Genomic DNA, 13624 nt, shown 5'->3' with positions numbered 1-13624 from the left:
TCTAGTTATTTTATTATTTTAAATGGTTAAGGATTTTTTGCTTTGTTTCTTCTACACCTACTCCTGAAATAAATGCCATTCCAGTAACTACTGGTACACCAAAATCTTTCTCTACTTTTCCAGTAGGAACTATTAAATCTGCATCATCAGAATTTGATTTGATTTCTGAAAGTCTACATTGAACTATATTAACCTCAATTCCTTCCTCTTTACACAACTCTTTAATTTTACTAGCTGCAACAGTTGAAGTTGCTACTGCTCCTCCACAAGCTACAATAACTTTTTTCATGACGCTTTCACCTCCTTTAAACTTAATTCTTTTTTTATAATCTTCTGAACATTCTGAATATCAGTTGCCTCCTTAATACTTTTAACCACATCCTCATTTTGAATTGCTCCTAATAACTTCTGTAAAACTTTTACTTGTTGGGAAGGATTCTTTACTGCTAATAATATAATTAGATCAACCATTACTTTTTCATCTGAATCCTCCATACTATAAAATTCAACACTATTATCTAAAGTTGCTATAGCAATAGCTGTCTTATTAACATGATTTGCATCTGTATGAGGTAAAGCAAAATTAGTATGTCTTCCTTTTAAACCAGTAGGATTTTTCTTTTCTCTATTAATGATAGCTTCATAAAAACTTTCTTTTACCAGTCCTTTTTCCAATAAAGAATCACTTAATAATTTAAGCATATCTTCTTTCTTTTCTTTATTTACTCCTAACTTTATTAAATCTTGATCAATGATTATATTTTCCATTATTTTCCCCCTTAATAATCAAAGTAATTTAATTTTTATTTAAAATAGTTTGTATTACATCCTGCTTTGTATTTGCTCTTTTTATTTTGTTTAATAATCTTTGATTTTCTAAGACCAAATGAAAATGTTTAAAAAATCTCTTCCCTTTTTCCCTTTTAAGAGCAAGTAAAAAAACTGCATCAACACTTCCATTTCCCCAATCTACTGAATTAGACAAAGTAGCTACAGCTATAGCAGAACTTAAAATATGATCTTCTTCTGTTCCATGAGGAATTGCTATATTATTTGCCATCTTCGTTGAAGTAAAATCTTCTCTTTCTAGTACTGAATCTATAAATCCATCAGTTACTTTATTTTTTTTCAAAAGTTTATTACTTAAATATTTAATAATCTCTTCTTTAGAATCTAAATCTAAGTTAATAAATATTAAATTTTCATCAAATAATTCATTAATATTTTCATTTAATAAACTTTGTTTTTGATTATATTCTTCTATATAATTAATTTCATTTTTAATTAAATCAATATCATTTTGAGTAACCAAAGGACTAATTTTAACCACTTTTTCAGCTTGTTTTTTTAAAGGAACAGTACTAATAATAAGTTCAATATCCTCTAAATTTCTCTTCTTTAACTTATGAGCAGACACAATATCTACTATTTCTATTCCTGCTAATTGGTTTTTTAACTTAGTAGCTGCCAATTGAGAAGTCCCTATTCCACTACCACAAACAATAATTACTCGATTTTTATTATTTATTCTTTCTAACGCTGCTCCCAAATGTAGAGCAATATAACCAATTTCCTCTTCTTTAACCTTAATTCCTAAATGATTTTCAAATACTACACTAGTAGCCCAAGCTGCTCCAAAAATACTAGGATAATTATTTTTTATCCTATCCAAGAGAGGATTTCTTAAACTCATTCCATACTTCATTCGATTAATAGCAGGTCGTAAATGTAACGCTAGTCCTACTAATAACTCTTCATCATGACTTAAATCTACATTTAATACTTCTTCAGCTGTGGTGATTATATCATTAGTAATTTCAATAATTTTACTATCTCCATTACGTAAAATATCAGTTATATTTGTGCTTCCAACATTTTGTTGTAATTTAGATCCCAAAACATGAAGAGAAATATATCCAATTTCAGCTTGTGGAATTTCAAAATCTAAATTTTCTTCTAATTCTTTAACAATAAATTCTGCTACTTCAAATTCTTCTTTTTTCTTTAATTTATCTAATTGGGCTTCTTCCATTACAATATCTTTATCCTTTTTCAATCTTTCAAGACTAATAGCTATATGAATCACCAATCCCACAAAAGCCTCATCAGTAAATAAAAAATCTAACTTTTCTTCAGTTTTATCTAAAACTTCTTCAATTTTTCTAAATCCAATTTCACCAAAAAGATTTCTTAACTGCTGATAAGTTTCTTTATCTATTCTACTTTCTGGTTCTACTTCATCTACTTCTTCTAACATCTTCTTTAATTCTTGACTATTTTTTAATTGAGCTAGTAAATCAGCTACTGCCTTTCTCAAATCTTTTTCTTTTCCAGTAACATTTATTTCATAATCTTTATTTAGTAATAAATTATACTTTTTTAGCCACTTACTTATTTCTTTTAAATCCTTATAAATAGTAGTTTCACTTACGTATAATTTATTAGCTAATGAGTCAACAGTATGTTTATTATTTTCTTGTAATAATGACTTTAAAATATACTGTTGTCTCTGCTTAGGAGATAATGAATCTTTATAATCTAACGTTTTAAATAAAACTTGTTCTAATTTTGTTTTTTCTAAACTACTTCCTTCTAACCAAACCCCAACTCTTGGTTTTTTTATTAAGTCAACTTTCCAATTTGACAACCACTCTTTCAACTTTTTTAGATCGCTTCTAATTGTTCTTGCAGATACATTACATTGTTTAGCTAATTCTTTAATGATAATTGGATTATCTTTGTTTAATAAAATAGATAATATTTCCCCACTTCTCTTATTAGGTAATTTTGACATTTGTTATCACCACATAACTACTGATTTTCTAAATTACAAATCATCTTTCTTTTCAACTTAATTACATAATACCATACCACTTTTTTATATACTAGGGTTCAATACTAACAATAGATTCCGGATTAATGTGGAAATAGATTTAATTTTAAATGCTAAAAGTGATTTTTTAAATAATTCAAAGCTTTTAAAATATATTATTATCTCTGTTTGAAAGATATTGGTCTTCTGTTTTAAATAATTCTAGTCTGATTTCATTTTTTAACTTTTGTTTCTCATCTTTCCTTAGTTTACTGATTCGTTATTAGTACCAACAACCCTTGCTCCTTTTTAACTCAATTACATAATAACATATCACTTTTTTATATACTAGGTTTTAATACTAACGATAGTTTCCAGATTAATGTGGAAATAACTTTAATTTAATTTATCTAATACATCCTTTCACATTACCAACTACTGTATCAAGAGCAGTTAAGAAATATAATATAGATATATTTGCAGAATTAAGGTATATGATTTGTCGAAAAATGGATAAAGAAACCAATCTAATAATTAAAATATCTAGTCAGTATTGGAGCCAAACTGGATCTTACCACAGTTAAAAAACTCCAATCTTACTTTCCCCAGGCGCAAATCTATCAGTATTATGGGGCTAATGAATTAGGCCATATTAGTTATGCCCGAGCAGATGATATTTTCTGTCAGACTAATCTCGCTCAGCATAAACAGCCCCAACAGATTTGTTTTGTAAAGAAAATTCCTAGGATTAAAATCGGTAAGATTGATTCTAGTCAATTGAAAAACTTCTTTACATCTAACCCTTGTTTTAAATCTTGTTGCACTATTTCAGACCTAGATGTAAAGCTATTCCGCCTCCTACGAAATGTTCTACCTGTACCTCTCTCAGTCCAACTTCATAAAAAATATTCTTCAGTTGTTCACTATTAGGAAATTTAGTTAAAGACTGTGGTAACCAGGTGTATTGTTGGGGTTTATCCACTAACAATTTAGCTAAGACTGGTACTACCTTGTATACATAAAAGAAGAATAACCTCCGATAAATCAGGCCTAGTGGTTTAGAAATATCCAAAGAAGCAACTAAACCATCTGGCTTAACAACTCGTCTCATTTCAGCTAAACATTGGTAAATATCTGTTACATTTCTGAGTCCAAAACCAATAACTACATAATCAAATTTATTACTAGCAAAGGGGAGCTCTAAAGCATTCCCTTTAATTAATTCTACTTGATTATTTAGCCCTTGTTCTTTAAGTTTTTGCTGGCCCACTTCCAACATACTAGGACTAAAATCAAGGCCTATAACTTTTCCTTGCTCTCCTACAATTTGGGCCAACTTTACTGTCCAATTACAGGTACCACAACAGACATCTAAGACTTTATCACCCGATTGAATATCTAACTGATTTAGGGAACTAGTTCGCCAAAATTGATGGAGCCCTAAACTAATAACCCAGTTCATAAAATCATAATCAGAAGCAATAGTTTCAAATACAGACTGGATATAACTGCTAGATCCTTTTGTCATAGCTATAGCCTCCCTAACTATAATCTACTGTTAGTTTGTCACTATAGCTATTTTTCATTAGGAAAATAGCTCGTTCATCATCCATCTACAAATATCTTTTATTATAGTAATTTTAAAGGGTTAGATTTTGAATTTAAATGTTTTGAATTAGCTAAAGACTCCTAGCAAACGACACACGACTATGTAAAACTAAAAAAAGGGGCCAACTTCCTGGCCCCTTAATCTGCTATGCAAAGACTGCTCCTGTACTAGCTGAACTAACTAACTTAGCATATCTTGCTAAATATCCTGTTTTAATCTTAGGTTCTGGTTGCTCCCAATCCTCTAATCTATCTGCTATCTCTTCTTCACTAAGCTGGACATTTAACTTACCGTTAGGAATATCTATCTCAATCATATCTCCATCTTCTATAATAGCAATTGGCCCACCTTCCATAGCTTCTGGGGAAATATGACCAATAGAAGCACCACGAGTAGCTCCGGAGAAACGCCCATCAGTAATCAGAGCCACTTCTTTATCCAACCCAGTTCCTGCTACAGCAGAAGTAGGTGTTAACATCTCTCGCATGCCTGGTCCACCTTTAGGACCTTCATGCTTGATAACAACTACATCTCCAGCTTCAATTTCTCCCTGGTGAATAGCCTCTACTGTTTCTTCTTCTGAAGTAAAGACTTTAGCTGGTCCTTTATGGACTAACATCTCCTCAGCTACAGCAGCTTGTTTAACTACTGCTCCATCAGGAGCCAGATTTCCTTCTAAAAATGATAAACCACCAGTTTCATGATAAGCTGTTGCAAAATCACGAATAACATCATTATCTAGTACTTCTACCTGGGCCAAATTCTGACTAATTGGCTGCCCAGTAACTGTCTGTAATTCTTCATTCAAAACTCCTTCAGCACTTAAGGCTTTCATTACAGCAGGAATACCACCAGCCTCATGTAAGTCTTGAATATGATGCTTACCGGCTGGACTTAGACTACAAAGATGAGGAACTTCTTCCTTAACTTGATTAATCAATTTAATATCAAAGTCAATTCCTGCTTCATGAGCAATAGCAGGTAGATGAAGAGCTGTATTAGTAGAACAACCTAGCGCCATATCTAACTTTAAAGCATTCCTAAATGACTCTTTAGTTAAAATATCCAATGGTTTAATATCCTGCTCTAATAAGTTAATCACTTGAGCCCCAGCTCTTTTAGCTAACCTTAATCGACTGGCATAGACAGCAGGGATAGTTCCATTGCCAGGCAGACCTAAACCTAAAACTTCTGTTAGACAGTTCATAGAATTAGCCGTAAACATCCCTGAACAGGAACCACAGCCCGGACAAGCGCTATTTTCTATCTCCAGTAATTCCTCTTCGGACATCTGACCAGTCTTCTGAGCTGCCACTCCTTCAAAAACTGTCTTTAAGTCAATATTCTCTCCCTGGTGACGTCCGGCTAACATTGGCCCGCCACTAACTATTATTGTAGGAATATTTAATCTAGCTGCTACCATTAACATCCCGGGTACTACTTTATCACAATTAGGAATCAAAACTAATCCATCTAAGGAATGAGCTCTCGCTACTGTCTCCACTGAATCAGCAATCAGTTCACGACTAGCTAAAGAATAATGCATTCCTTGATGGCCCATAGCAATTCCATCACAGACCCCAATAGAACCAAACTCTACTGGAGTTCCACCAGCCATTCTGACTCCTGTTTTAACTGCTTGAGCTACTTTATCTAAATCAACATGACCAGGAATTAATTCACTAACTGAATTACAAACTCCAATTAAAGGCTTCTCTAATTCTTCATCCGTCATGCCCATTGCTTTAAACAAAGAACGCTGCGGAGCATTATCAACTTTGGTCGTAACTTGGTTACTACGCATCTTCTCTCCTCCTTAACAAGCTTAGTTGTAGACATTGTAACAGAAAATTAATTGATAAGCAATCTCCTTACTGCTAAACAAAGTTTTTTTCTGGAATTACCAGGAAAAATATTACAAATATAGAATTATTCTATTAGAAGAACTACTGGGGGGCCTCAATATGACTAAAGAACAAGAGTTCACTATTTTGCAGCTACTCAAATTACAAGCAATCTGGTATTTAATCAATTTTTTAATTATTTTCTGTCAACATTACGTTCAGTTTGAAATTCCTTACTTCAATGATTTTTATCATATTATCTTTAAAGTTATCGGTCGCAGCTTCTTTATTCCCTATTTACTCTACTGGGCTACTATCCATGACCTATCCTTTAGAGACTTGGGAATTACTACTAATAATCTATGGCTGAATCTCAAGTTAGGTACTAAAATAAGTTTAGTCTTATTAGCAGGGATCATCATTATTAATCTATCCTTAACTACAGCAGAAATCAATCCACTAGTAATGATCAATGATTTAAAAGATTTAACTACCACTTTACTATACCTACCATTGCTAGTTATAGGCTATCTGATCCCTGCCTTAAGCAAAGAATTACTCTATCGAGGGATTGTTTATCATTATTGGAGAACAAAATTAGGCTGGACAATAGGCTTGCTAATCAGTAATCTCTATTATGTCATTAGCTACTTTGACTTTACTCTAGGACATCTTATTATCTATCTTTTAGTCGGGCTAATCACTACTTATCTTTATTATAAAACCAAATCATTAGTAGCTTCTGTTCTCTTTCAGACTATCTACCAGGCTAGTTTAACTCTGTACCTTTTTTCCTTTACTAATTGGTCTTTTTAGAGAATAAGATTAAGTTCCTGGTGACACTTAGGACAGACACCTTCGGGAAGATTTATCTCAACCTGGTGATCACGCTTAATAACTGGCTGTTGACAACTAGGACAATAGGTAGTTTGATACTTAGGTTGTTCCAAATTACCTAGATAAACATGATTTAAATGCTCCGAGGCAATCTCTGCTGCCTGTAACATAGTAGCTACTGGGGTAGGATTCTTATTTAATTGATAACGAGGAAAATAGCGGGACAAATGAAGTGGAATCTCCACTCCTAGTTGCTTAATCCAACTTACCAACTCTTTTATTTCCGCTGGACTATCATTTAACCCAGGAATTACTAAAGTAGTTAACTCCAACAACAGCTCCTGCTGAACTAGCTGGGCTGTTCTTTTGACTGGAGCAAGACTCCCCTGACAGATCTCCTGGTAGAACTCTTCCTGAAAAGCTTTGATATCTAAGTTCATAGCATCAATATAAGGCACTAATTCTTCTAGTGGCTCGGGATTAATCATTCCATTAGTCACTAAGACATTTTTCAATCCTGCCTGCTGGGCCAACTGAGCTGTCTCTAAAATATATTCGTACCACACAGCAGGTTCCGAATAAGTATAAGCCAATCCTATACAGTCCTCCTGACAGGCAATATCAACAGCTTGCTGGGGAGTTATTTCTTTAGTTGGCGCTTCTAGATTATGGGCTAGTTGATAATTCTGACAAAACTTACACTCTAGATTACAACCCACCGTTCCTAAAGATAAAATCTGACTCCCAGGCTGAAAATGATAGAGCGGTTTCTTTTCTATCGGATCCAGTGCTAGAGAGCTAACTTGATTATAAGTAGTAGCCCTTAGCTGACCAGCAGTTACCTGTCTTACCTGACACCGGCCTGTTTCTCCTTCCCTCAACTGACAAAAGTGGGGACACAACTGACACTCAACTTGCCCTTGCTTGGTTGTATAATAGAGTGCTTCGGCCACTTAAATCCCTCCGTTACTTGTATCTAGTAACTTCAAATCTCATTAATTCTATTTCATCATCTTCCTCAGGAATACCTGCCTTTCGTTTGGCAACCTCTACCTGTTTATGAGCATCATTAACTCCTTCTATATTAGGCAATAATAGACCAGTAGCAGCTCCTTTCTTAACAATTACTCCGTACTGCTCAGGATCAAGCTGATCAATACTTGCTACTTCTTCTGGCTCTCCTAATACATCTACAGAATAAGTCAACTTTTCTAACTCCTCAGGTTCAATTGCCTCAAAACGAGGATCTTTAAAACCAGCGCTAATAGCATTTTTAATAATTTCTTGGGCTATATTTGCTTCTGTTGGTTTAGTAGAACCAATACAGCCGCGCAGATTACCATCTTTTTTAATTGAAACAAAGACTCCAGCTTGGTCTACTAACTCAGGACTTAATTCTGCTGGCGGACTAACAACTTCTTCCTGGAGAGCATACTCCTCTACAGCTTTACGGGCCAACTTCACTAGTTTACTCTCCTCTTCTCTAATCTCGGCTAGTTTATCCTTTTTTTGTTGCTCGATTGTCTCTAACAAGGATCTATCCTGATCTCTGCCTGTTACTTGATAGCTAGCTACTGCATAACCAACCCCAAAAGGTCCTTCATAAGATAAAACTCCTCCTGTTACTTCTAAAGCATCTAGGGTTCCTAACATCATTGTAATTGGCCGCAGACCACACTCGCCAGCCTTTTCTATCAACGAGGATTCAAGGTTAAGAATCTTCTCAATAGCTAAATCATCTAAATACTGAACTAGACTCTCATCAAATTCACTACCCCGCGGATTAAAACCTGCCGGAGCATTAGGAGTCAACCGATGGGATAAATCCCCACTAGCAATCACTGCTATTTTATAATCTAACTCTCGAGCCAATAGTTGAACTATCTTCCCAAACTTATACAGATCCTCATAGGATAACATTCCCATAGTAATCGGTACTAAAGGCACATCTACTCCTGCCTCTTTAAGATAAGAAAGCGGAACTACTGCTCCGTGATCTAACTTAAGTTCAATATCAAATTTCTGAGCCGCTCTCTGATCAATCCGAGCTACCTGAATATCTTGGGTATGACAAGCCTGAGCAATTTCTGTTATAAATTCTTCTGCTAAAGGATACTCCAGCTGAACATCCTCAGCCCCAAAATCACTTAAATCACCTACTAATGGATCTCTGTTTAAAATACTGATAGCATCAGAAAAAACTGGGCCATGCGGGCCAATAGTAACTATTAAATCAGGATCAGCCTCCTGGACCTGATTGGCTAACTCTTCCATACTAGCTACTGTATCAGCAATTTCTTCTCTCTCAGATCCTCCTACTTCTGGTACTGCTACAGGAGGATGTGGCGACAAACCAGCAAATACAACTCCAGCCATTTTATCACTCCCCTATTTTAGTTTACAGTTTACAATTTACAATTTACAGTAAAGTTCAAAAAACTTAAAAGAATATTATGAACTAAAACTGCCTAAATATTATAGCAATTTTTTTTGGCAGAAAACATTGATTGTTCTCCCTTGAAATCTTTTGGTTACTTTTACGCCCTGAGTAAAACGAAGAAGTACTCTTGGGGTGTAGTTCAATAAAAGTTACTCGGAAAAAAGCTACTTTGTAGCTTTTCCGAAATCGCTATTTAATTGTAAATTGTACATTTTCAATTGTCAATTTTACAATATCCGCTTACCTAAAGCAGAAGTAATTAATTCCACTGCTAGCTCTGCTGTCTGATTATGCTTATCCAAGATCGGATTAACCTCGACTAAATCCAGTGAAGCTAAGATACCAGCTTCAGCTATCATCTCTAAAGCTAAATGAGCTTCCCGATAAGTCAAACCACCTTTAACTGGGGTACCTACTCCTGGAGCTTCTAGCGGATCTAAAACATCAATATCAAAACTAATATGTACTCCGGCTACTTTCTGACTGCTAATCTTAATTGCTTCCTGTAGTACCTGATGGATACCTAATTTATCTATATCATCCATAGTAAAGACAGTGACTTGGGATTCTCGGAGCAGTCTTTGTTCTCCTGGATCTAGATCTCGCACTCCAATAACTACAGTATTTTGCTCTTCCACTTTAGGATTAATGCCCCCACAGGTAACTAATTCCTCTTCGCCCCGCCCTACTGAAGCAGCTAAGGGCATCCCGTGGATATTTCCGCTGGTACTAGTCTGAGACGTATTAAAATCACCATGAGCATCAAACCAAATCAACCCCATCTCTTGCTCCTGGGCCATACCTGCTAGACTACCTATAGTAATACTATGATCGCCTCCTAAAATCAAAGGCAGACCACCAGTACTAACAACTTGACTAACTACTAAAGATAACTCCTCACAAATATTAATCACTTGTTCTCTATACTTAGCTATTTGATTAGTATTTTGTTGATTAATGATAGGCACTCTGAGATTACCTATATCCTCTATTGCTAAATCCAGAGCAGTTAATTCAGCTGCTAAATTAGCGTATCTAATGGCACTAGGGCCCATATCAACCCCCCGACGGTTGGCCCCAAAATCTGTTGGCACTCCTAATATTTTAACTTCCACATTTAATCCTCCTGATAAACTTTTTCTACATAAGGACTAGTTACAGCTTGTAATAAAGCAGCATAATCTAGTTTGAACTCCACTTGATCACCTAAAGCAAGCTTCCTACTAGCTGGTACATCCAAAATCAAATGATCACTACTAGCTCCTTCTATAGTTAACCCCTTATCTAGAGGAACTAATCCTTGCGGGCTAATATCCTGTCTACCTACAGCTAAAATTGCTCTCTGGCGAACTCCCTTATCAACTATTTCTTTTGTCTCGGCAAAAGCATTAGGACCTACCTGGTCTGTAGCACCTGTTGGTTTCTCTTTTAATTCAATCACTTCTGCCTTAAGCCTAAAAGTATCTTGACTAGTGTTAGTAAAAGGTTGGCCCCCAGGTACTTGCCGACCTAATAGAATCGTCTCTCCAACCCGTAATTGATTACTCGAGGCTTGATAATCATCTTCTAATAGTAAAGGTAGTGAACTACTATTGCCCCCGGAGATAACAGGTAACTCCAGAGCAAATTCTTGCCGAGCTCTAGCAACTAACTGAGCTAACTGTTGCATCTTATCTGCAGTAGGTAACACCCCGCGCAGACACGCTAGATTAGTACCTAGACCTACTAACTTAATATTACTCAATTGTTTAACTTTATGTATTGTCTCGAATAATTCCTCTGGTAATAACCCCTCGCGTCTATCTCCTAAATCAACTAGCAGAATAACCTGGTGTAACTTATCTTTAACTTGAGCTGCTTGATTTAAGGCTTGAATCACCTGTAATTCAGAATTTAAACTAATATCAGCTAACTCTACCACTGAACCTACTTCACTTAAACTAGGGATTCTCAGCAATAATAAAGGACTATTTAAAGTAGCTAATTGTTCTAGGTTAGCTAACCGAGCATCAGCTAAACCAACTACACCACCATCTAACATAGCTTTAGCTACCTCTAAATCAGCAGCAGCTCCTTTAGTTACGCCCCAAATATCTATCTCATGATCACTTGCTAAAGCAACTATCTGCGCAGCATTATCTCTAATTGCTGTTAAATCAATCTCCAACTGAGCACTCATTTATAGCCCACCTTTCTTACTCGCCACTCGTTACTTGTCACTCATCACTGATCCCTCGTCACTAATTATTCCCCCTCTAAAAACAAAAAAAGGAAGAGTAAACACCCTTCCTTGGAGTAAAATAAATTGATTATCTTTTAGAGAACTGAGGAGACTTACGAGCTTTCTTACGACCATACTTCTTACGCTCTTTCATTCGTGGATCACGAGTTAAGAAGCCAGCCTTCTTTAGTACTTCTCTATGATTTTCATCTACTTTTAATAAAGCACGAGAAACCCCATGACGAATAGCTCCTGCTTGACCAGAGATTCCTCCCCCATCTACAGTAACTACTAGATCAAAAGTACCAATTGTATCTGTAATTTCTAATGGTTGTTGAACAATCTGTCTTAAACTATCTCGATTAAAATAATCATCTAATGGTGTGTCATTAATAATAACCTTACCATCGCCTGGTAATAATCTAACTCTTGCTGTTGAAGTCTTGCGTCGACCAGTTCCTAAATATTCAACTTCTGCTGCCATTATAACTTCCCCCTTTCAAAATTTATTATAATTCTAACTCTGTAGGTTCTTGAGCTTGGTGTGGATGTTCAGCACCAGCATAAACCTTTAACTTCTTAATCATTTTTCTACCTAACTTAGTACTAGGTAACATTCCCTTAACAGCTTTCTTAATGGCTTTTTCTGGTGCATCTTTTAATAATTCATCATAAGCTGTCTCTTTTAACCCACCAGGGTAATCAGAATGTTTACGATATTGTTTTTGTTCTAATTTATTCCCTGTTAAATGTACCTCTGCAGCATTAACTACTATCACAAAATCGCCAGTATCCATATGAGGTGTATAAGTAGGCTTATGCTTACCTTGTAGAACCTTAGCGATCTCAGTAGTAGCACGCCCTAAAGTTTTATCAGCAAGATCAACTACATACCAGTTTCTTTCAATATCTTCTGGACTAGGCATATAAGTACTCATTATTCTTACCTCCTTAACAAAAAAATATTTTAATAAACTACAATTTATAAGCGGGGCTTTAACGCAGAGTAACTTAACCTCTGCAGTGGCTAACAGACTCACAAACTAATTTTATGATACCAGTTCTTAGCTGTCAAGATATATTCAAAATTAATAAGTTAATCTCAATAATATATCTCAGCTAAAAATAAACCATGTCCCGGAGCTGAGGGTCCTGCTTGGCTTCTATCCTTAGCCTGAATGATTTCCTCTAATTGACTAGCAGCTAACCGACCACGACCTACTTGAACTAAAGTACCTACAATAGCCCGCATCATCTTATACAAAAAACCATCTCCAGCCACATCAATCACTACTAATTTATTTTGCACTGTAATGTCTATATTATACAGAGTTCGCCATGGACTATATGCATTACAACCTGCTGCTCTAAAAGAAGTGAAATCATGCTCTCCTATTAGATACTGCGCTGCCTGTTTCATTGCTGTCAGATCAAGTGAATCAGTTATATGATAGGCATAATTGCGTAAAAACGGAGACGGCAATTCAGCTTGATAAATCTGATAGTAATACCTTTTACCTTGATTACTATATTGAGCATGAAATTGGGAACTAGCCTCTGTAACTTCTAAGATCACTATATCAGCTGGTAGTAAACCATTTAAAGCTACACTAAAATTAGCAGTAGGAATTGGAGTTTCTAACTGACAATTAAAAACTTGACCCTTAGCATGTACCTGAGCGTCAGTCCTGCTAGCACCTACGATCTCCACTTCCTTAGCAACTAATTCTTCCAGCGCCTGCTCTAACTTACCTTCTATAGTTGCTACTTGAGGCTGTTTAGGTTGTTTTTGGAACCCATGATAATTAGATCCATCATAAGCTACAGTAAACTTTAAATTACGCATTATTTCCACTCCATT

The 13624-nt window shown here is 35.4% G+C and carries 13 protein-coding genes; 1 reads left to right on the top strand and 12 read right to left on the bottom strand.

The annotated features are described in order from the left end of the window. Positions 1 to 13: 13 nt before the first annotated feature. The 5 genes from gatB to ilvD form a co-directional block, all read right to left on the bottom strand. Complete coding sequence (gatB, locus tag ACYQ3D_RS09930; protein ID WP_459838208.1) at positions 14 to 289, bottom strand: PTS galactitol transporter subunit IIB; 276 nt, start codon at positions 287 to 289, stop codon at positions 14 to 16. Further along, a complete protein-coding gene (locus tag ACYQ3D_RS09925; protein ID WP_459838207.1) occupies positions 286 to 768 on the bottom strand; it encodes a PTS sugar transporter subunit IIA in 483 nt (160 codons plus the stop codon). Before ACYQ3D_RS09925 ends, gatB begins: the two co-directional genes overlap by 4 nt. Before the next feature lie 28 nt (positions 769 to 796). Further along, entirely contained in the window at positions 797 to 2794 is a 1998-nt protein-coding gene (locus ACYQ3D_RS09920; RefSeq protein ID WP_459838206.1) for a BglG family transcription antiterminator, read from the bottom strand. Positions 2795 to 3635: 841 nt separating this feature from the next. Beyond that, positions 3636 to 4340 (bottom strand): demethylmenaquinone methyltransferase, encoded by a 705-nt coding sequence (locus tag ACYQ3D_RS09915; protein ID WP_459838205.1) that lies wholly within the window; start codon positions 4338 to 4340, stop codon positions 3636 to 3638. Positions 4341 to 4566: 226 nt separating this feature from the next. Then, positions 4567 to 6225 carry a dihydroxy-acid dehydratase gene (gene ilvD / locus ACYQ3D_RS09910; RefSeq protein WP_459838204.1) on the bottom strand — a complete coding sequence of 553 codons (1659 nt, stop codon included), beginning with the start codon at positions 6223 to 6225 and terminating at the stop codon, positions 4567 to 4569. Between the two features lie 160 nt (positions 6226 to 6385). Here ilvD and ACYQ3D_RS09905 point away from each other — a divergent pair, with 160 nt between their 5' ends. Next, positions 6386 to 7081 (top strand): CPBP family intramembrane glutamic endopeptidase, encoded by a 696-nt coding sequence (locus ACYQ3D_RS09905; RefSeq protein WP_459838203.1) that lies wholly within the window; start codon positions 6386 to 6388, stop codon positions 7079 to 7081. On the opposite strand, the gene amrS is transcribed toward ACYQ3D_RS09905, so the two are convergent. From amrS to truA, 7 genes are all read right to left on the bottom strand, one after another. Continuing rightward, on the bottom strand, positions 7078 to 8055 hold the full coding sequence (amrS, locus tag ACYQ3D_RS09900; protein ID WP_459838202.1) for an AmmeMemoRadiSam system radical SAM enzyme: 978 nt from the start codon (positions 8053 to 8055) through the stop codon (positions 7078 to 7080). The genes ACYQ3D_RS09905 and amrS overlap by 4 nt on opposite strands. 13 nt (positions 8056 to 8068) lie before the next feature. Further along, positions 8069 to 9478 carry an AmmeMemoRadiSam system protein A gene (gene amrA, locus ACYQ3D_RS09895; RefSeq protein ID WP_459838201.1) on the bottom strand — a complete coding sequence of 470 codons (1410 nt, stop codon included), beginning with the start codon at positions 9476 to 9478 and terminating at the stop codon, positions 8069 to 8071. Between the two features lie 291 nt (positions 9479 to 9769). Beyond that, positions 9770 to 10657 carry an arginase gene (rocF, locus tag ACYQ3D_RS09890; protein ID WP_459838200.1) on the bottom strand — a complete coding sequence of 296 codons (888 nt, stop codon included), beginning with the start codon at positions 10655 to 10657 and terminating at the stop codon, positions 9770 to 9772. A 2-nt stretch (positions 10658 to 10659) separates the two neighbouring features. After that, positions 10660 to 11721 (bottom strand): alanine/ornithine racemase family PLP-dependent enzyme, encoded by a 1062-nt coding sequence (locus tag ACYQ3D_RS09885; protein ID WP_459838199.1) that lies wholly within the window; start codon positions 11719 to 11721, stop codon positions 10660 to 10662. A gap of 130 nt (positions 11722 to 11851) precedes the next feature. Then, complete coding sequence (rpsI, locus tag ACYQ3D_RS09880) at positions 11852 to 12247, bottom strand: 30S ribosomal protein S9 (protein WP_459838198.1); 396 nt, start codon at positions 12245 to 12247, stop codon at positions 11852 to 11854. A gap of 25 nt (positions 12248 to 12272) precedes the next feature. Further along, positions 12273 to 12701 (bottom strand): 50S ribosomal protein L13, encoded by a 429-nt coding sequence (rplM, locus tag ACYQ3D_RS09875; RefSeq protein WP_459838197.1) that lies wholly within the window; start codon positions 12699 to 12701, stop codon positions 12273 to 12275. 164 nt (positions 12702 to 12865) lie between these two features. Continuing rightward, complete coding sequence (gene truA / locus ACYQ3D_RS09870; RefSeq protein ID WP_459838196.1) at positions 12866 to 13609, bottom strand: tRNA pseudouridine(38-40) synthase TruA; 744 nt, start codon at positions 13607 to 13609, stop codon at positions 12866 to 12868. Positions 13610 to 13624 lie beyond the last annotated feature (15 nt).

The sequence above is a fragment of the Halanaerobaculum tunisiense genome, from assembly GCF_054657635.1.
The sequence above is the reverse complement of the archived record's forward strand: the minus strand, read 5'-3'. Positions and strand labels throughout refer to the sequence as shown.

What these genes read in the sequence shown, in the direction of transcription:
- ACYQ3D_RS09915 (WP_459838205.1), bottom strand. Translation starts at nt 4,340, where the DNA reads ATGACAAAAGGATCTAGCAGTTATATCCAGTCTGTATTTGAAACTATT.
- truA (WP_459838196.1), bottom strand. Translation starts at nt 13,609, where the DNA reads ATGCGTAATTTAAAGTTTACTGTAGCTTATGATGGATCTAATTATCAT.
- ACYQ3D_RS09920 (WP_459838206.1), bottom strand. Translation starts at nt 2,794, where the DNA reads ATGTCAAAATTACCTAATAAGAGAAGTGGGGAAATATTATCTATTTTA.
- ACYQ3D_RS09885 (WP_459838199.1), bottom strand. Translation starts at nt 11,721, where the DNA reads ATGAGTGCTCAGTTGGAGATTGATTTAACAGCAATTAGAGATAATGCT.
- ilvD (WP_459838204.1), bottom strand. Translation starts at nt 6,225, where the DNA reads ATGCGTAGTAACCAAGTTACGACCAAAGTTGATAATGCTCCGCAGCGT.
- ACYQ3D_RS09925 (WP_459838207.1), bottom strand. Translation starts at nt 768, where the DNA reads ATGGAAAATATAATCATTGATCAAGATTTAATAAAGTTAGGAGTAAAT.
- gatB (WP_459838208.1), bottom strand. Translation starts at nt 289, where the DNA reads ATGAAAAAAGTTATTGTAGCTTGTGGAGGAGCAGTAGCAACTTCAACT.
- rplM (WP_459838197.1), bottom strand. Translation starts at nt 12,701, where the DNA reads ATGAGTACTTATATGCCTAGTCCAGAAGATATTGAAAGAAACTGGTAT.
- ACYQ3D_RS09905 (WP_459838203.1), top strand. Translation starts at nt 6,386, where the DNA reads ATGACTAAAGAACAAGAGTTCACTATTTTGCAGCTACTCAAATTACAA.
- amrA (WP_459838201.1), bottom strand. Translation starts at nt 9,478, where the DNA reads ATGGCTGGAGTTGTATTTGCTGGTTTGTCGCCACATCCTCCTGTAGCA.
- rpsI (WP_459838198.1), bottom strand. Translation starts at nt 12,247, where the DNA reads ATGGCAGCAGAAGTTGAATATTTAGGAACTGGTCGACGCAAGACTTCA.